The sequence below is a fragment of the Bacteroides sp. genome (assembly GCF_052357945.1).
Lineage (GTDB): Bacteria > Bacteroidota > Bacteroidia > Bacteroidales > Bacteroidaceae > Bacteroides.
Genome location: NZ_DAWCXD010000089.1, coordinates 1 through 20,459 on the forward strand (window position 1 = coordinate 1; position 20,459 = coordinate 20,459).

Genomic DNA, 20,459 nt, shown 5'->3' on the forward strand with positions numbered 1-20,459 from the left:
TTCAAGGAAATGTTTCCAAGTTTTTCCAAATCGATTTTCTGCTAAATCCATAATGATTCATTTTTATATATGGCAAAAATATAAGAATGAAAAATGGGCGGCAAGATAGAATCGCGGAAACGCTTACTCCAATTTCGTATTTTTTATATGTATGTATTTGTTTATCAGTGGTTATAGTATTTGATATTTTAGAAACTAAAAGATTGAGGGTATCTGTATAAAGCAATAATTATCTATGATTTAGATAGATTTTATAGTGAAAAGTTCCCCAATTACATAGAGGGGCGTAAATTTGTCCCCCGTATGTGGCTTGGGGGACAAAAATATTGAAAAAATAGGCATAACAAAAGAAAATATCTTTCCTAAAACTATTATTTTGCCATATTTAAGTCGTTTTTAGTCAGCATTTTAGATTTTTTATAATTGTAACTATATGATAACTATATAGTTAGGTTACTTCCCGATGCAACATGTAGATGAAATTGATAATCAAAAACTTATGTTTTAAACGGTAGAAAAGTATTTTTGAGGCCATAATGGGTTGTTTTTGAAGCTGAATCTATTAATTCTATACTTCCTTCCGCCTTTTAATTAGAACCACGGAAAATTTAGTTTTTCCCAACTGAAGTTCACCAGTTTTCTATCTACTTACAAAGGTACAAATAATACGTGAGTTTTTCGCCAAGTATGTCAACTAAATGCAAGGGAGTTTCACGCTTATTGTTTTACTGAACAAAGGGGAAAAAATAGAATTAATTCTTTTCCCTCTATTTGACTTTACTTTAATGGACGTATATATTAGTACGTGGGTAAAGTAAAGTTGTCAAGCGAATAATTTGATTTTATCTAATTATAAACAGGATAAATGTAGCTATTTTACAAAAACAGGTAGTATAATATTCTATTTCTTATTTTATTTGATATATTTGCAATCAAAGAAGAAATAGATTGACTATGATAGCAGAATTTACAGTAGAAAACTTCTACTCAATAAGGTCGACTCAAAAAATAAGCTTTGAACCTTCATCAGACAGTTTTATGTTGGATGAATACACTTATGAAGTTAAGGATGGTGTAAGATTACTGAAAGTAGGAATAATATATGGGGCTAATGCGTCTGGTAAAAGCAATGTGCTGGAAGCTATAGATTTTTTCAAGATGCTGGTGTTAAGGGTGCCAAAAGGTCGTAATGATACTACTAGAGTTGTTCCTTTTTTATTAGACGAAACATCAAAGACTAAAACGACAAAGATGTCTATGTCTTTTTATGTGAACCAATTGAAGTATATCCTTAGCTTTGAGCTTGATAAAAAGCGTATATATTCCGAAACATTAACTGTATATGAATCCATACGCCCTACAAAACTTTATAGCCGTAGCTATGATCCTTATACAGATTCTTCAGTTATAGAATTTGGAATAAACCTGAAAATGGCAAAGAAAAATCAGGATACCATAGCAGGAAACACAATAAATAACTGCAGTGTGCTTGCTGCTTTTGGAAACTGCAATGTAGGGAAGACCAAGCTAAATGATGTCTATGGCTATTTTGCAAAGCAAGTAAAAGATGTTCTTGCTCCTGGAATGCTTTTGTCGGGATATGTGAAACGTCATTTGGATAAGGACAAGGATGGAAATCTGAAGAAATTTATTTTGAACTTTTTAAAGGATTCGGATTTTAATATTGAAGATGTTACTCTTCATGAAGAAGAAGAACTTATAACGCCTGAACTAGAACAACTGATTCAGAAAGCTCCAATTGCTGATGATGCAAAATCAGAAATGTTGAAAAAAGGTAAAATAACAAATACGGAATTGACATTCACTCATAGGACAGGGAATGGTTTATATGAATTATCTGAAGAGTATGAATCAAACGGTACTATGAGATTTTTAGGAATGGCCATAATACTGAATTTCCTTCTGAAAAATAACCAGTTTGTACCCATAGATGAAGTTGAAACAAGCATTCATTATGAATTGCTATCCTATTTTATAAAAGTATTCTTGGCTAATAGCAATCAGACTTCACAAATGCTATTGACTACTCACGACATTAACCTATTAAATGAGGAGTTTATACGACGTGATACAATATGGTTTACGGATAAAGATGAACAGGGAGAAACAAATGTGGTTCGTCTTTCAGCTTTAGGGCTACATAAGAATCTCTCGCCTTATAATGCATATAAACAAGGTAAATTAGTGAAACTGCCATTCTTGGGTAGCCAGTATTTTGATTTAAATGATTGATGCAAAGGAACGAACGGTAACAAAAAGTTTATAGATAGAACATTAAAATGATTAATTTACAATTATCCAATTGGAAGAGCATACTACAGGATATTTATTGTCCTGTAATAGGCTCTATATGGGTTGCTCCTAATGGTATTTGGGATAATCATTTTGCTCACAACAAGGACAAAGATGATTTTCATCCGTCTGTTGTTGGAAGAGTATTTGATGAAAACAAAAAATGCTGGATAATTCCAGGAACGTCCAAAGACTATAATAAGGGCACAAATGTCTTTAGGGTAAAGATCAATCCAAATGATCCCGATTGTCCTTACTCTTACTTCTTGATAAAACTTAGAATGACATATAATTCTAAGGATTTAACTAATTTGCAACGAGGTTGGAATGGAATAGACTCCTTAAGTGACAGCCAAATAGAAGAACTCAAATTACAAATCAAATTTAGCCTAGGAATCAATGTTTAAGGAAGAATATCTATTAGAGTTGCTCTCTGGAAAACTAACATCCAGAGGCTACGCAAACATACTTGGTACGATTACTTCGATGGTGAGGAAATACCAGTGGAAGAAAAGTATCATAGTATCGGATCATAATGACAATGATTGGCAAAGTGATGATATTAAGGAATTGAGTCACCAGTTCTTTGAGTGGATTATATCCAAAAATAAGATTAAGTATTTGTCAAAAGTGCCATTTGAATATTTGTCTTATTATTTTACACAAATGTTCATTTCTTTTGTTTCAAACAGAATTAAGGAAGAACAACAAAAGGTCGGTCTGAGTTTTCAAAAGTGTCAGGAACTTGTTCAAGAAATATGCCAAGAAGACTATGATGAAGAAACTCACGAACATAGTGCTTATGTTAAAAGTTCAATGTCCGATGGTAATAATTGGATAGATAAGTTAGATGATGTCGTTAAGTATCTTGCTCATTATCCAATAAATGAAGATACTAAACATTTTAAGCCAATTGTTAATCTGGCAATAGAAGATATTCTTTTGTCGGCTGATGGTTATGTATCGGTTTCTTCTTTGGCTAAAGCTGTCTTTGAATTATTAGATCAGTCAGTCTTCAAGACAAATATGTCAGAAAATCAAATTGTTTATAATCAACTTGACGATGAGCAAACCAAAGCAATAAAGACAATAATCGAAGACGTAGGTCAAGTAGATTCACGTATATTCTTAGAGTACATATTTCAGAATACAGGTGGTATATCATTATCATCCATCGCTGATAAGTATAACCTTCCGAAAAGCTCTGTCCATCGCAAGATAGAAGATTTTAAGAAAAAAATTTTCTCTACTTATGTGCCTAATAATGAAGAGGAAGGTATTTCTTTCTTGCAAAATATTGCTTTAGCTTTGGACAAAATATCAGAAACGGGAGTATTACCATTATGACAAACGTAGAATATATGAACATCATAAATGATTTCCTCAAGAACCCGATAATTCCTGAGGTGAAAGAAGACATTATAGTATCAGATAAAGAATTGGCCAGCATTAACGACTTATTCGCTTCGAATGATGTGCCTGTCAATTATTTGCATCTACGTCCTAAAATCAAAGAGAATCAGATATGGACAATTAAAAGAAGTTATATGGATTACGAAGGAATACTCCAGTCGGCTGCTGCTCCTATTATGGTTTTATTGGTTTCTCAAGAAGAAATGATAGGAGAAGATGGAATGTTTGTTAGAGTATGTCCTATATCTCCATTTGTTGAAATGGCTTCTGAGAATGATCAAATTTGTGAAGAGGAATCAATAACAGGTTTTCCTTTCTTTATAGAGAGATGGAATGAGCAGCCAATTCTTACTGAAATTCTGGATAAATACGTAGGTGATTATTATTTGGATAGCTCTTCCAAAGACTGTAAGTTGACAAATGATCAAGAAGAATTCAGAGAAATAGAAATATCAAATGCTCGATTCTTAAACCATTCTGTGATTGCGTTTATGAATAATCTTGAAAGGTCTGAGAATTTTTCATTCTCTGTAGATGTTAACTATGAGGATTATTCTAAGACAAAACACATGCCTCAAATGAATGTCCTTAAGCCAAGATTGATTCCTCTTAATGGACATGAAGAATATGCGATGGCTGCCAGAACCAATAATATTATTTCTGAGAATGATTGCATTGAGTTCAATTATGAGCATATGCCTTTCTCTATTGAGGTCAGGAAAAAGAAAGCAGAGTTCATTTTAACTATTATTCCAAAAGTAGAAGTAGTACTGCGGAATCTAGAAAACAAACAAATAGAAGGTACCTCAAATTCTGAGAGAATAGTATATGGAGGTTTGCGAAAAGGTTTATACCAAATAGAATCTCCACTTCTGAATAAAACGATAACAATTAGATTAAAGTAATAATATGGCAGGAACTTACATCCCACTCATAAAAAGAACTAAATGGGTTGATCTTAGTAACGAACATAAAAAACTAAGAGAAACTGTAGAGTCTGATCTAAAAGAAGGCTGTAACAAAGGCAATATCCAACCAATAATGTTACAGGGGGCTTTTGGTATTGGTAAATCAACAACATTATACTATCTATTCCATTACGGTTGGGAAGTGCTAAAAACGCCTACCTTCTACATGCCTTTGGCTAAGATTGTTGATGCTGTAAAGAAGGAAGCAGAGTCATTGGAATCTGGTAAGGTTCAAAATAACCAACTTAGCAGAATTATCAATAGTATCATTAAAGAGCAGATCGACAAATTGAGAAACTCTAATTGGAATGATATAAACGATATTGATTTCCCTGATTTTAAGTCTGGTGATGATTCTGAGAATCCAAGCTTAAACCAGTATTTGGAAGATTTCATTCCTGTCACATTGGATTCAAATGATACCAAAGAATCAGAAATTAGCAAACTTGTTTTTTCCGAAGAAGTTATCCGCCAAGCATTAGAAAGCACTACACCTCCTATACTCCTTGTGGATGAATTTGAGTCAAAATTCTATGAACTCAAACGTTATGTTGAATCATCTGGGGGTGGTATCCTTCGTGAATTGTTTGATCAAGTTGTTCAGACAAAACCTTTCTTATTAGTTATTGGCAATGGACCAGCTTCTGGCTATGAAGTAGCAAAAGAAAAGGGAACAGATGGAAATAATGATAGCGAAACAGCTGCTAATAGAAGACTGAAGACAATTCAGATTCCATTTCCAACGGTAGCCTTACTTAAACGTAAGTTTATGAAGGAGTGCGCTAATGGATATGTGAATTTTATATGGTGGATGTCTCGTTGTCGTCCAGGTCATATACAGAAATTGTGGGATGCCATTGATTATAGTATTTATAAGGAATATGATGCAACAGAATTCCTTGTAAAGGACATTTTCAATGAGCCAATAGATGAAAGTGGTGAAGAAGTAAAATACCTAAAGGTTTCTTATTTCAATCAAATGAATAGTTACATTCGTCCGATTGTTGGTAGACTTTTACTAGATTTTGAACCACAATCCATTAAGATTGAGGATTCATACAGAGAGGCAATGAAGGATAGTGCAGAAGATTTCTTCTGTACAGATGAGTTAGTATCTGTAGTAAAAGAACTCAATCCTGCAATTAGTAATGATTTTTCTGCATATCTTGAAAAGTGTAAAGAACAAGGGAAATACACAAGCGTTGATTATATAAGAAACGTTGGTAAGTATTTTAGCTATATTCTCTCTGCTTGTTCTAATTCTGACGGTAAAATTGCTTTTTCAACTGCATGCAGAAATAACAAAGAGAAAGCACTTGCTACAACTTTCTTGATTCCATTACTAGAGTTAACATACGACTTTATTAGTCAGTATGAGGATAATGAGGACCAAGTAACACGAGAGACAAAAGATTTTATCTTAGATTCTATTAAATTTATTGAATCTTCTGTCGAAGAGGAAACAATTGATGATAACTTTGAGAATCTTAATAGTATTTTTGAAACTTGCAAAATTAAATCAGGAAATGAGATTTATATGCAGTATTCATTACGTGCCATTAGGGAAATCATTGAACAGCCTATTGGCTCTCCGAAGTTGAAATATAAGGATATGAGTTTGGATAAAAAACTTGAATCCTCAAATTTCAGACAGAGTGTCCTTTTGACTTCTCGTAGTAGTGACAATACAATTATCTTTGTACCTATTTTAGAGGATGAACCTTTAAAAAAGTATATCCTCAGGCTTAAAGACTATATCAAATCACAAAAGAATGACTTGCATACCAATGCAAGTAAAACTATTAGAATAGTATATCTCCAAGAACATGAATATATAAGCCAACTGAAAGAAGAAGTATGTAAGGATGGTTCAGGTAACCTTCTGCCAATCTGTAAAATGAAAAAGTTGGTTTTTGAGGATTACAATCACTATCAGTTCAATTTTGGGGGACAAATAGCAGATTTTATTGACTCTGTGGCAAAAATTGTCATAGTAGCTGGATCTTGCAATGATATTGTTTTGATTGACGACAATCGTACATACGACTTCCATACAGCCATTGACGTTATTAAAAATAGAGAATGGACAAAGCAAAAGGAGGCTATTAGAACAATTGAACACTATTCCAGACTTGTATTGGAAGGGGATAGTTGTGTTATTAACACAATTTCTCTTGCGCAGAAAAAAGACCATGAGTCAGCAATGGAAAACCTAATCTGCGAAAAGAGGGATTATGAAGACAATATTCTTTGGGATTTTACCAGTCTTGAATCTGCAGATATAACTGATACAAAAAGTAAGTATCTTGCAATGTACTATATATTGGAGAATGCAAAGAAGCCTACATCAAGTTATCAATCATTATTAAAGATCCTTCAAGAAGTAGGAAACTTTAGAAATGCTTTGTATCTGCCCCCAATTGAAGATAGGATTAACGAATCCTTATTCTTTGATCAAATATTAAATATTTTATCAAGAGAAACTGCCAGTAAATTGATGAGTTCTTATGATAATGAAGACTACATCATTAAACATCTGTGTTCTTTCACAGCTATGATGAATAATGAGAGATCTGTAAGTAAGTTGGACGAACTGCTGACTTTTATGAAGGATTCTCTAAATGATCATTGGATAGCTTCATATAATAATGATATGTCTTATGGATTTAGCAAGGGGCGTACATTGATAAAATTGCTATATCTTAAAGCGTATATCGAAAAGATTGATTTCTCTTTGTTGCGTAGTCAGTTGAATACAAGAATTGAAGAAAAGCAAACAGAGCTTGTTTCAACAATATCGAATTCAACTCAACACATAGCAGCTATAACAGATTTGTTGTATTCTAAGAATTATGCGAAAGCGAATCCAGAGAAAATGCCTTTCCAAGGATATGTATCTGAATTACAATTGGTATCTAGATTACTGTCAAACTGTAAGAGAATCGTATTAGAAGACAAGGATGGTGTATCAATATTTGCAATAATTTCATCAATCGTATGGAGAATCTCAAATATAGTTTCACAAGCCAAAGTTGTTGAACATCAAATTAATGGTATTTTGATATCCTTAAAGAATAAGAAGGAACTTATCGAAAAAGAATATCAGTTACCTATCAATACAATATATCAGGATTCATTGACATCAAAACTTATTAACCTTTCTGATCTTAAGCCTAATGGTCAGCCACAAAGATATGATGGTGATTGGTGTTGGACACAGTATGCTAGATATTTGACGCCAAGATCAGAAGTTCAAAATGTCATTGATGCAAAATTGCATCCTGCAAAAGAAACTTCAATTGACGAGTCTGATATTCATAAGTTCAAGGCCTTTCTTCAAACAAGTTTGACTAATTCTACATATAAAGTTCGAATGGACGAAACCTTAAAGTTCTGTAAAGATTGTCAGGCAGAAGCATTGAGTTATACCAAGGTTTATGAATATATCAAAGATTTATTAAAAGAGTAACCATATGAATATTGATAAAATTACAAAGCAATACAATAAGGCTCTTGAGATAAAAAAGGGTGATAAATATGCCGAAACTCTTAAATTAGAGCTTAGCAAGCAAGAGTGGCAAGATGAGCTTAACGCAATTGAGGAAAGGATTTCAAACATCCTTACCAAAAAAGATTTTGAAAAATGCACAAAGCAACTTGAACAGTTATTTGATTCTTTGTATGAAAAAATGACAGCTCCAGGGTTAGATGCATTTGTGTCATGGGTTGAGGAACATACAAAGAATAACGAAAATAATATTGCTAAATTGCGAGATTTCCTAAAAGGTAATTATGAAACATATTCTTCTAGAATTGATTCAATATTAAGTACACTTGAAAACATTTCTTTTGATGATGACAAGTGTATATTTGATAAAATCATCTCTGAATTTAATAAAAAGTTGAAATCAGATGTCTCAGCATTTGTTAATAAGCCAGATGAATTTGAGAATAATATTGATGGATTCTTGACAGATTTAGAGGATGAATTTGTTGGTTTAGCAGACATTTCTGAATTGGCTTATACAAAGGTAGAAGATCTATATACGGAAGAACAAAAGAATGATGAGACAATATCATTCTATTCCGAAATAATTAAGCAGTCTATAAAAAATGGACAGAATCTTACAGCACTTAATGAGTCCGAAAATAAGTCAAAACTATACTTGCGAGTAAGAAACAGAATCGCGTCTATTAAGAAAGTAATAACCATACTTTCTGATACTGGCATCTCAAGTAATTCGGATGATACACTTAAGCAACTTTTCAAGAAGTTCGATGACACCATGTTGGCAACAAAAGGAGATGTAGCTGAATGCTTGAATAATTTTATTGAGAATACTTGGAATGATATTGAAGCCAAGTACATTGACATAAAAGAATTCTATGCAGAAGATGAATTGTCGTTTAATAAAACTTGGGATGGATTCGAAAAAGAAGGTGAGATAGATCTGCTCATAAAGAATTACAAGACAGTAAGAAACGCTAATGTACTACCACAGATACTTACTGTGAAATTTGAGGAAATCGTTCCAAAACTAAACAAATGTCATAATGAAATTGCAAAGCTCCATAGTTCAGAAATAAAGATTTTTGACGAAGTAAAAGACTGCTTTGATGAATTCTTGGCAAACTATAACAAGACCAAAAAAGCTATGTTGGAAAAGATTGCAAAAACTCATCCAGAATTACAAAATGATATTGACTCAATATATGATTCTGAAAATGGAACTCTGGCAACAATTGTGAATGGTTTAGGGCCACTCTCTGATTTTATGAATTCTATTTCTGATGAAACTTTAGATACAATGCTTGAGGATAAGAATAAAACTCAGCAGATATTTGAAGACATCATGAAAAAATCTGGATTGGAAACAGAGATAAACTGGCTTCAACAAAAAGAGTCTTTAGAGTTAACGCCATCTGATTTAGATCATGACTATCTCCGAAAACTATTGGAGAGTGGACTTATTAAATTATCATATACAAAAGAATACTAATAATGACAAATATTGATATAATTCAGGCATTGGATAACATACGAATAAACAATTTGTATGTGCACAATTCAGAACTTGAAGGTGCAAAGTTCTCGAACGAGAAGTTGAAAGATCGAAAAGTGTATTTGGTAGAAACGCTTGCTGTAATCAATGCACTTGTTGAGCGTGGTACAATGATGTTGTATGGAGGACATGGCGGAGGAAAAACCACCTTGTCTAAGTATTTAGGTCAGTTGTTTTGCCATCTTACCAAGGAAAAGATTGAAGATTGTATATTGAGAGGACATCCACAATTGACAGAAGAAAAAATCCTTGGTAGTTTAGATTTTACTCAAATGACAGGAAACAAACCACTTGATAATGGTAAGTTGTCAGTGGTCTGGAACGAATTTGTCACATCAAGATGGAAAATCATTGATGAGATAAATCGTTTATCTCCATACGCACAAAATATTCTATTGTCATTGCTCGCAGAAGGGTCAGTAAAATATCATGATCAGAGTATGATTGTTCCTGCTTTCACCCTGTTTGCAACCTTGAACCCAAAGGACAATGCGAACACAGAATTGTCTTTGCCATTCAAGGATAGATTTGCTCTTGCACTTCCGATAACCATGCCTGATTATGACAGTTTCAGTACTATTGGAAAACGAGATAAATCATCTTATAATGATCGTATTGAGGAATATCTTCAGGATGTTAATCTAGAAGAACTTCAAGAAATTGTTAAAAATATTCCATATACAGAAGAAGCCGAATTGTTTATCAACTACATAATTGCTTCATATCGCCTATGTGAAAGAGCCTCTAAAGAGTCTAATGATAACTTGTCTGTTGACAAGAGTCTTTGTGAGAATTGTCATATGTGTGCACCAGAAAAAGTGTGCTCAAAAATCAAGTTACCACTAAGCGTCAGAGTAAAAGAAGACCTGTACAGATATGGAAAAGCTCTTGCATGGTTCCTTGGAGACAGAGAAGTCAATGTAAATCATATTGAGGTTTTAGCCCCATATATGATTTGGCATAGAGCTGTTCTGAGCAAAAAGTATGTGTCAACTTTAACTGAACATTGGAAAAATACAAATTCAGGGAAGCAAACATCCATTTTTATAACAAATATTGATTTAGATGGAACTCGAAATATCATACAAATGATCAAAAATGAGTTTGATGGTATTAAAGATCTTCTTATGGGTTTTGAAAGAGTTAAGACAGGAACACTTTCAGTTCCAGAATTCAATGAGTATCTTAAAGAAATAAGAGACTCGTCATATAATTCTCTTGTAATATCTGCAGAGATTGTTCCAGTCTTAAATGAAAAATATGCTCCAGTTTATGATAAGATTGTGTCCTATAACAACCAGATAGATAACTCAAAAGGTGACATTTCGAAGCTTAAGGCTATAAAATCAGAATTAGCATTTAGATATGATATTCCCAATCGACAGTACATTTCAGAGCGAGTTAACCGTTCTATCAAAAAGATAGAAATAAAGGAATATACATTTAAGCTCGAAAAAGATTCAATAATATCGAATCCTCAACTGTCATCTCTTATTCAAGCGGTTATTCCTGGTACCGATCTTGCAAATGGTGACATACAAAAAGTAAAACCATTTAAGTTGTTGGATATTACACGAGATGCATGCGACTTGTCAGTTAAGAGATTGAAAAAATATATCTTTACCTACCAAGGGGACGAAGATTCTGAATTATTCAAATACTTACAAGCAAACAATGTCAATTGATATTGAAACATATAGATTGAAAGCCCAAGAAGCAATTGAGTATGTATTCGTCAAGGAGTATCACAATTCCTTGGGGATTCCTATGCCTATTGTCAAAATGCTTTTGCCGGATGATGCTAATTATTCAACTGGGCAATACTATATTACTATAGATAAGACTTGGCAGATTCATCTTAATTTCGGAAAACTTCCTATAAGTTATCATGAGTTTCAGAATGAAGTAAAAGTACTTACAAGACATGAAATAGAGCACTATATGTGTTGCCCATTTGATGTAATTACTCATTTTAGAATGCTAAAAAGAATTAGAGATGTTTATTATAAGCATTTCTCTCATCTTGGTATAAATATCAAGTATGCGTGTGGAGCAATTTCAAATCAAGCAGCTGATATTATTGTTGATACAAAAAACTATTATAGACATAGTAAAGAAACTTTAAAGAGTGAAATCGATTGGATAAAAATAGGTGCAAATATCAGTGCTTGTCCAAGGCATTGCAAATTAATGTTTCTAACAAAAGAGGCAATTTGGAAAGAAGATCTTGGTATAAATGAAACTGATCCTGAATTTTTAAAAATTGTCCATCAATTAGCTGATTCATTCACGAAAAACGGCATAGAAGATAAATCGTCATTTTTAGATAAAGTTGAAGAATATGCAGAAATATTCTTTAAACTATATGTTGAAGACCAAAAGAATCCCCAGCAGAGTAGTCAACAAGGATCTCAGCAACAGAGCGGTCAGCAGGGATCTCAGCAACAGAGCGGTCAGCAGGGACCTCAGCAACAGAGCGGTCAACAGGGATCCCAGCAACAGAGCGGTCAGCAGGGATCCCAGCAACAGAGCGGTCAATGGGGTGTTGGTAGACCTAAAGATGGCGATGAACACGGAAATGCTTTTGTTTTTGCGGATCCTGATAAAGTCAAAGAAGCAATAGAAGTACTCGCAGAAGAAACCTCTGTAGAAGAGTTCATCGACCTATTAGCAATTGCTGGTATTATAGGTATGTCTGATAAGCAGAAGGGAGTTCTTTGGTTTAATGTTCAAAGTGCTAATATCATACCAATTGTTGAATTTTCGAATACAGGAAACAAGTCTTCATATACATATCCCTCTGTATGGAGAATTGGGGACCCAATAGAGGAGCTGGATTTAATGTTAACATATATGACATCTCCACGACTTATTCCTGGAATGACTACAAAAAAGTGGGAATATGTATCTAATGATGATAATGGTACTGAAAGCAAACAAATGGATTTGTTGTTGGTCGTTGATACATCCGGTAGTATGGGGTCTGCGATGAAGGAATCTGCTAATATGCATCAGGCTGTTCTTGCATCATATGGTATTTTATCATACTTTGAATCAACAAAAAGCAAGGTTGCATTTATAGGATTTAGTGATAAAATTGATGCATACGTTGATTGGAGTGATAAATATGATGACGTAAGGGAGCGTCTATTAACAAATGGTCACGGTGGAACTAAGTTTCCAATTTCAAGAATTAAATCAACGTTAGACGTAAGATCTAGAGATCTAGTTACCGTGTTGATTACAGATGGTGACTTAGGCAATATCAATGAATCTGTAAGCTATTTCCGTGATTATTTGAATGATGATAATAAGTTATATATATTTTTACTTGGTGGTTCAAAATCTCTACATAGCTATGAACCATTAAAGAATATTGGCGCTAAAATTTATAATGCAAATAATGCAAACGAATTTTGCGATATGGTTCTAACCGATATGGAATAAGAGGTAAGTATATGAAACAGATAGAACTCGTCGTTGGTGGCATAACCAAGCTGGCAGTTGATGCAATCGTTAATGCAGCTAACCGCTCGTTGTTAGATGGTGGAGGAGTGGATGGTGCTATTCATCGTGCTGCAGGTCGCGAACTCTTGAAGGAGTGCATGACTCTTGCGGTTGCGAGACTGGTCAGAGTAAGATAACAGGGGCATATAACTTGCCTTGCAAGTATGTAATCCATACCGTCGGACCTGTTTTTATGGTAATGGTGACGAGTCTCAGTTGCTGGTTTCATGCTATAAGACTGCACTTGACATTGCTAAGGGAAAGAGCATTAAGAGTATCGCTTTCCCTTGTATTAGTACTGGTGTGTATGGCTATCCAAAGGCAGAGGCTGCTTAGATTGCGTTGAAGGCAATCCATGAGAGTGACTTTGATGGTAAAGTAATCATCTGTTGTTTCTGTGAGTCAGATGCTACATATTATAAAATATAAAGGGGAATCGTTATGTTCGATAGAACTCTAAACATTTAAATAAATAGTAGGTCAATACGTTATATATAAAATGGAAGTACTAGACATTCACCAACTGATAGGCGGGGTAACAAAATATGATAAGAAGGTGGCTCTGGAGGTGAAGAAACCGAAAAGTTGGTGCAAGAGTGTGAGCACCTTTGCCAATGGTATTGGTGGCAGACTCATTTGGGGTATTGCTAATGATAAAACTATCGGTCGGTCTTGATGACGTAAAAGATGATGCGGAGAAGATCAGCGAAGCTATCAAGTCTCACATTGATCCAATACCTGATTCAACCTCTCGTTCGCAAAGGCTGAAGACAAGGAGTTCGTTGTACTCACAGTGATGCCTGGTGCTCAGATATCTTATTATAACATAGATGATGGACCGATGTAGGCATTTGTTCGTGTTGGTAACTAGAGTGTAGTAGCTAGTATCTTGAAGCACAAAGAACTGGTGCTGAAGGGTAGTAACATGTCGTATGAGCCTTGTGTATTGTTGGAAGTTCGTGGATATGGTATTTACCGTGCTTCGTGCCACATACTTTAAGCGCACTAAACGTTTGTTTGAGAATAGCGACTATGAATCATTCGGCATTATCAACGAGAAGTGTGAACTGATTAATACTGGTGCTCTGCTCGCAGACTATCCTCCTGTTCGCCACTCACATTTGTTCTGTACTCGCTGGAATGAACTTGACAAGGCTAATGGTATGGTGGTTAATTTTTGAATAGAATTATCATTGAAAGGTATTTTACCAAAATAAATTGAACAATATTAGCTTTTCACATTGAATTTTGATATATTTGCATTAAACTACAAATTATTTCAATTATGAAGCAATTGAATAGGATTAAAATAGTCCTTGTTGAAAAGAATAAAACGGCTAAATGGCTCTCTGAGCAAGTTGGTAGGAATGTGACATCTGTTTCTCGTTGGTGTACTAATGCTTCACAACCAGATTTGGAAACATTATTTCGCATAGCGGAACTTTTGGATGTTGATGTAAGAGAATTGCTTCATGTAGAAAAGGATAAATCTAAATAAGTATATCAAGATGGCTATTCCGGTAAACATAGAAGACTTGCTTCATAAGCGTAAAATAGAATCCACCCGTATTGAGTTTAAAACAGGATGGAATCCAGATAAAATTTATCGCACCATCTGTGCTTTCGCTAATGATTTTGATAACATTGGCGGAGGATACATCATCGTAGGTGTTCAAGAAGAAGAAAACACAGGTATCGCAAAACGGCCAGTGACAGGTGTTCCTATAGAGGAACTTGATAAGATACAACGTGATATGGTTGGGTTCAATCATAAGATTGAGCCATTCTATTTGCCACGAATCGACATGCAGGAGATTGACGGGAAATACGTTTTGCTTATTTGGGTGCCAGCTGGAGTGAACCGTCCTTATAATGTACGTGAACGAGTTACAGCAAGTAATCAGTCGCCATGTAAGTGGTATGTTCGTAGTGGAACCAATACTATTGAGGCGAGAGGTGAAGTCTTGGATGAATTGCGTGAGATGGCGAATCGTACTCCATTTGATGAAAGGGGTAATGAGAGTATAGAGATAACAGATATTTCAAGAGCCTTGGTTCTGGATTACTTGCAAACAGTCAACAGTCGTTTGGTTGCTGATTTCGAAAAGCTGTCCCTGTTCGAGTTGTTGTCGCAAATGGACCTGCTGGTAGGGCCCGTTGAACGTCAACTAGTCAAGAATGTGGCCGCTATGATGTTCTGTAAGAATCCTGCCAAATTTTTCCCGACAACACAAGTAGATATTGTTATCTTTCCCGAGGGCTGCATTAAGAATCCCAATAACATGATTGAGGTTCCAAAGATTGTTGGCCCTGTTCCCGATATGATAAAACAGGCATTGGACTATATCAAAACGAATGTTATCAAGAAACGTATCATTAAGCAGAAAGACAAGGCTGAATCTATAATCTTCTTCAACTATCCTTATCAAGCAATTGAAGAGGCAGTCGTTAATGCTTTGTATCATAGAGATTATCAAGAACGAGAACCGGTTGAGATTACGATTGAGCCAGAAAAGATTTCCATTCTTAGTTATGCCGGTCCGGACCGTTCCATCAGCATTGATGCTATCCAAAAGGCTGAACGTCTGAAGTCACGCCGCTACCGTAATCGTCGTTTGGGCGATTATCTCAAAGAACTTCAGTTGTCCGAAGGTAGAGGAACCGGTATCCCAACCATACAAGACGAATTAAGAAGAAATGGCTCTGCTCCTGCTGTGATTGAGACAAATGAAGAGAGAAGTTATTTCTTGATTGAGATTCCTTGTAGAGAAGGTTTTGGTGATAGAGTCTTGATTGGGGATGATTTTATTTCCTCAGATGATGATAAGATAAATGATAAGATAAATGATAAGATAAAAAGTGTCCTGTTAAAGATTTCAGAACTAGGAATAGCTAAAAGAAAAGACTTGCATGATGCAATAAAAATATCAATGCCTACTATTGATAGAATCCTTAAGCAACTTATTTCAGAAGATCTTAATTTGATTGAGTATCAAGGTTCGCGTAAAACAGGCGGTTATGTATTGACAGAGAAAGGCAAAGCCTTTATAAAATCAATGAATGAATAATATGTCAAAAAAACAAGAAATAATAGGACTAATTGATGCGGATCTACTTGATAATGGAACGCGTCACCCAAATCTTGTATTACTAAAATTGGCAGGATTTTTCCATGATAATGGAATTCCATTTGAATTAATTCTTGATCCTCAGGCAAATACTTTACATTATACAAGAATATATTTGTCTTGTGTCTTTACGTTTACCAAATTACCAGAACTATATATACGATCAAAAGGAACACCGGAAGAAAAGAAGTTTAAATGTGGAGGAACTGGATTTTATGCCAATGAAGTAAGTGTAATGGAATATCGTAGAAAACGTGAACAAGATATGAACCAATTAGAACATGATGAATTCCTAAATACTCTTAGAAACTTTCATGGAGGTAAAGAGTATGGGATTAGCATGTCTCGTCAGATGCCTTACTATCATTTATATGATCAATTTATTAATCAACAAGTTAAGAAAGGTTTTAAACGAGAAAAATTTAAAGATTATCAAAAATATTCAATAGGTTTTTTAACCCGTGGTTGTGTAAGACATTGTCCATTCTGTGTTAATAAACTAGAGAATTGTATATTACCATATTCTAAATTACAATGGTTCTTGGATGATGAGAAAGATAAAAACGGAAAACTTGTTCGGCCATATATCTATTTATGGGATGACAATTTTCTTGCTTCTGACCCATCTATTTGGAGACCACTACTGAAGCAACTTATAGAGACTAAACGCCCATTTCAATTCCGGCAAGGTCTTGATGAACGCATGTTAGCAGAAAGTCCTTATGGCGAAGAAATGGCAGAAATGTTATCACGGTCGCGTTATCATGGTGATTTTATTTTTGCTTTTGATAATTGGAAAGATCATGAGATAATTGAAAAATCACTTAAAATCTGGAAACGTTACAATCCAAAGAAAGGTACAAAGTTCTATTTGTTTTGTGGTTTTAAACAGTCTCCAACAAAAGTAGATATATTTTATAAAGACATTTGGGAATTATTTCAAAGAATTAAAATACTCATGCAATATGGATGTGTTGGATATGTGATGAGGCATGAAGACTATCATAATGCCCCAGTATCAAATTTTTATGTCCAAATTGCCAGATGGTGTAACCAGCAGCAGTTTTACAAAAAAATGTCTTTTTGGCAATTTTGTTATAGAAATCAATCTTATTGGGAAGAAAAGACATTAAAAATAACTACACGGCCAAAGCTAAAAACATTCGATGAATTTGAACAAGATATAAGAGATGGATATTACGATAGAGTCAAAATGTGTTTATCATTAAAGTCTCTAATAAAAGTTCTAGAAATGTTTCCTAATCATAGGGCAGAATTGATAGACATGTTTAACTATTCAATGTCCGAACTTGTAGACGAAAATCTTTGGAAGTAATCAAATTATAAATAACTCACAACAATATGGCAATCATTATTAAATCTCATAAAGATACTCTTCTAATTGACTCTACTATTGGTATTAATTACAATAGTGGTAATGTACTTCAGGGAGAAAAAGATATGTATGAACGTATTGTACGAGATTGTGAAGCAAGTCCTTTGACATGGTATATGTGGTATGATAAAACTTTCAACATACCATATGGAGGTCAAAATGAAATACAGATTGATTTTCTCCTTATATGCCAAGAAGGTGCAATTATTGTTGAAGTTAAAGGTGGTATAATTGAGTTGATAAGGGGGTTCTTTTATTATAGCTATAAAGGGGTCTTAAGGGAAATGAGTAGAACACCATTTAAGCAAGCTCATGATTATAAATGGGCATTGTTAAATAATGGGATATTAAATAAGGATCAAATATTTGTTGATTATGTATGTGCTTTCCCTCATAGTACTCTTGACATATCACGTGACTCTTCTCAAATCAACCTTTCTCATAAACTTTGGAATAAGTTAGATCAAGATAGTGATAATTCTTTTGCAGACTTCTGTTTAAGTGTAATTCGTAAAAATAAACGCTCTAAACGTATAATATCAAAGACAGAATTACAGTCTATTGTAAACTCACTTGCTCCATCAATTGAAGATCGTTATAAATATTCACTAACTTCGCTTCGCGAAGTTTTGGATTGGTTACAGATTGACAATCTAAGTATTCTAGAAGGTTTGAGAAAAAATCCTAGAATATTAATTGAGGGTGGACCAGGAACAGGAAAAACCACTATGGCTAAAGCATTTATTAAAAGACATAGTGGTCTTAAGGGGTTATATCTATGTTGGACAGGACTGCTAGCAAGTAAGGTTCGGCTTGATTTAGATAAAGAACGATTAAGTTCATGTACTGTCAAAACATTCAATAATTATATCAAGGAAATAACAAATATAGAACTTAATATTAAAAGTGATAATAGCCAATATGATGTTTACAAACTTTTAAGCAAAGAACTCAGTAAAATTACTAAGGTAGATTATGACTATATTATTATTGATGAAGCACAAGATGTCATTGATAAAGGTGTTGATATTGTGCTCAATGAACTATTAAGTTCACAACACAATGGTCTTAAACAAGGACGATATCTAGTATTTTATGATCTTGAACAAGGATATAATAATGTTAGTCGAAATTTGAATGAAAATATTAATAAAATAGCAAAATACGCAGCATGCTTCATACTTGATGAGAACAAACGTGTTCCTACAAATAAACTTATTGTAGAATATGCCAATAAAGTATTGTCAGTTGAACATTGCCAGGAAGCTTTTGAGTTATATTTAGATTCTCTTAAAGGAAATGATATAGCAGGACTTACAATATCTTTCCATGATAATGTAAGAGAAGTAAAGAAAACTATTAAAGAACACACCAAACATCTATTTCAATATTGCGGAGAAATTTCTTCTACAACATTGCTGATACATTCTGATTTTAAATATAAAGAAAATGAAGATGATGATTCAGTATATGATATAATAGCAGAAATGGAGTCATTTCTTGAAGTTTTATCTGAAAAAACTATAGAAAGGAAGTCTAAGGAATTGTTAGCCTTTACAACGATACTTAAATATAAGGGTTTAGAGGATAACAATATAATACTTGTCATCCCAGCTTCAAAGATCAAGAGTTCATGGGATAATTTTCTATTCGAAATTTATGTCGGTATGACACGGGCAATCATGAATTTGGACATTATTATTCTTAAATCTAATTAATATGTTACACGACAACTTTATAAAAACAGCAAAACAGGAAAGCCATGAATTCAAGGCTCTTTTGAATATACTATCTTCTCTTAATTTACATACTAAAGAAGGTAGAAAGTTGTTGTGTGTTCTGAATAATATTATTGATTATTACATTAATAGAGAAGTGGAATATAGTGATGATGTCAAAATGCCTATAGTATATTTCCCATTATGTGAAGATTGGGCTCAGATGTTATGTGAGGAATTTGTTGCATTAAAGATGTCGTTACTTTGGGGTAAAAGCACTCGTACAAATATACTTTCCTCATATAAGTCAAAGCCATTTATATATTTGCCAGAAAAAGTTAATAAAAAGGAGCGTGAAGCATGTTCTAAACATTTTAGATTTAAACGGGATGTTGCAAAATACTTAACAGATGACATTTTAGATATGCCTTCCAACGCAAATGAGAAATGTTTCTTTTATAGTCGTACTTTATCTGATGAATATAATCTCTCATTAAAGACTAAAGGACATTATCATTTTATTCAAGATGTAGTTGGAGATTCTTTTTCAACAGAAAAATCTCTAATCATTTTAAATGGAGATGAGGATGAAGTATATAAAAAAATAGAACAAAATGATGGGAGGTTTAAAATCCCCCATATATTCCTTTTTCTTCAGAAAAATATTGATGGGCGTAACATTCAATTATGTATGAAAATGCAACGCTCAACAATTAAAGAATATAATGAAGACTATGATGCTGGTATTCATAATGTTATAGCATTTTTATTTTCGCAAAAACCTTATAGACTACAGAGGATATACGAAAATAAACACAGTTTAGTAGAACGCTGGCAACGTGAAAAATTTGCTGAAACGCGTGATTTTATATCATTCACAAAAGCAGAAATGGATTACTTATGGTGAGTTCTATCAATTCAATTTATCCTCTTGTATCAGACAGCAGAACTCT

15 protein-coding genes and 1 pseudogene are annotated in these 20,459 nt (G+C 33.8%); all 16 read left to right on the top strand.

Annotated elements, in window-relative coordinates; translation table 11 throughout:
* The first annotated feature begins 954 nt into the window (after nt 1-954).
* Nucleotides 955-2,253, top strand: coding sequence for an AAA family ATPase (locus ACT8YW_RS15290; protein ID WP_118029740.1), 1,299 nt, complete (start codon nt 955-957; stop codon nt 2,251-2,253).
* 47 nt (nt 2,254-2,300) lie between these two features.
* The gene (locus ACT8YW_RS15295; RefSeq protein WP_022011571.1) at nt 2,301-2,720 is read left to right on the top strand and encodes a hypothetical protein; all 420 of its coding nucleotides are present in this window, start codon (nt 2,301-2,303) and stop codon (nt 2,718-2,720) included.
* Nucleotides 2,713-3,660, top strand: a complete 948-nt coding sequence (locus tag ACT8YW_RS15300; RefSeq protein WP_444105937.1) for a hypothetical protein — start codon at nt 2,713-2,715, stop codon at nt 3,658-3,660. The genes ACT8YW_RS15295 and ACT8YW_RS15300 overlap by 8 nt, the downstream gene beginning before the upstream one ends.
* A gap of 14 nt (nt 3,661-3,674) precedes the next feature.
* Nucleotides 3,675-4,631: a hypothetical protein gene (locus tag ACT8YW_RS15305; protein WP_031258570.1), complete on the top strand. Its 957-nt coding sequence runs from the start codon at nt 3,675-3,677 to the stop codon at nt 4,629-4,631.
* Between the two features lie 4 nt (nt 4,632-4,635).
* Entirely contained in the window at nt 4,636-8,163 is a 3,528-nt protein-coding gene (locus tag ACT8YW_RS15310) for a hypothetical protein (RefSeq protein ID WP_118029739.1), read from the top strand.
* Nucleotides 8,164-8,167: 4 nt separating this feature from the next.
* Nucleotides 8,168-9,694, top strand: coding sequence for a hypothetical protein (locus tag ACT8YW_RS15315; RefSeq protein WP_022601133.1), 1,527 nt, complete (start codon nt 8,168-8,170; stop codon nt 9,692-9,694).
* A 2-nt stretch (nt 9,695-9,696) separates the two neighbouring features.
* On the top strand, nt 9,697-11,442 hold the full coding sequence (locus tag ACT8YW_RS15320; protein ID WP_022601135.1) for an AAA family ATPase: 1,746 nt from the start codon (nt 9,697-9,699) through the stop codon (nt 11,440-11,442).
* Nucleotides 11,432-13,204 carry a vWA domain-containing protein gene (locus tag ACT8YW_RS15325; RefSeq protein WP_234152617.1) on the top strand — a complete coding sequence of 591 codons (1,773 nt, stop codon included), beginning with the start codon at nt 11,432-11,434 and terminating at the stop codon, nt 13,202-13,204. The genes ACT8YW_RS15320 and ACT8YW_RS15325 overlap by 11 nt, the downstream gene beginning before the upstream one ends.
* Nucleotides 13,205-13,215: 11 nt before the next feature.
* A pseudogene (locus ACT8YW_RS15330) lies at nt 13,216-13,693 on the top strand (O-acetyl-ADP-ribose deacetylase).
* A 70-nt stretch (nt 13,694-13,763) separates the two neighbouring features.
* On the top strand, nt 13,764-13,940 hold the full coding sequence (locus tag ACT8YW_RS15335) for an AlbA family DNA-binding domain-containing protein (RefSeq protein WP_228683788.1): 177 nt from the start codon (nt 13,764-13,766) through the stop codon (nt 13,938-13,940).
* A 256-nt stretch (nt 13,941-14,196) separates the two neighbouring features.
* Complete coding sequence (locus ACT8YW_RS15340) at nt 14,197-14,445, top strand: hypothetical protein (protein ID WP_227195544.1); 249 nt, start codon at nt 14,197-14,199, stop codon at nt 14,443-14,445.
* A gap of 104 nt (nt 14,446-14,549) precedes the next feature.
* Nucleotides 14,550-14,762, top strand: coding sequence for a helix-turn-helix transcriptional regulator (locus ACT8YW_RS15345; RefSeq protein WP_007844365.1), 213 nt, complete (start codon nt 14,550-14,552; stop codon nt 14,760-14,762).
* 10 nt (nt 14,763-14,772) lie between these two features.
* Nucleotides 14,773-16,332, top strand: a complete 1,560-nt coding sequence (locus tag ACT8YW_RS15350; RefSeq protein WP_007844368.1) for an RNA-binding domain-containing protein — start codon at nt 14,773-14,775, stop codon at nt 16,330-16,332.
* 1 nt (nt 16,333) lies between these two features.
* Nucleotides 16,334-17,728 carry a hypothetical protein gene (locus ACT8YW_RS15355; RefSeq protein WP_032539552.1) on the top strand — a complete coding sequence of 465 codons (1,395 nt, stop codon included), beginning with the start codon at nt 16,334-16,336 and terminating at the stop codon, nt 17,726-17,728.
* 26 nt (nt 17,729-17,754) lie between these two features.
* Nucleotides 17,755-19,506: a nuclease-related domain-containing DEAD/DEAH box helicase gene (locus tag ACT8YW_RS15360; protein WP_118029737.1), complete on the top strand. Its 1,752-nt coding sequence runs from the start codon at nt 17,755-17,757 to the stop codon at nt 19,504-19,506.
* 1 nt (nt 19,507) lies between these two features.
* Nucleotides 19,508-20,413, top strand: coding sequence for a hypothetical protein (locus ACT8YW_RS15365; RefSeq protein ID WP_444105942.1), 906 nt, complete (start codon nt 19,508-19,510; stop codon nt 20,411-20,413).
* The last annotated feature ends 46 nt before the right edge of the window (nt 20,414-20,459 follow it).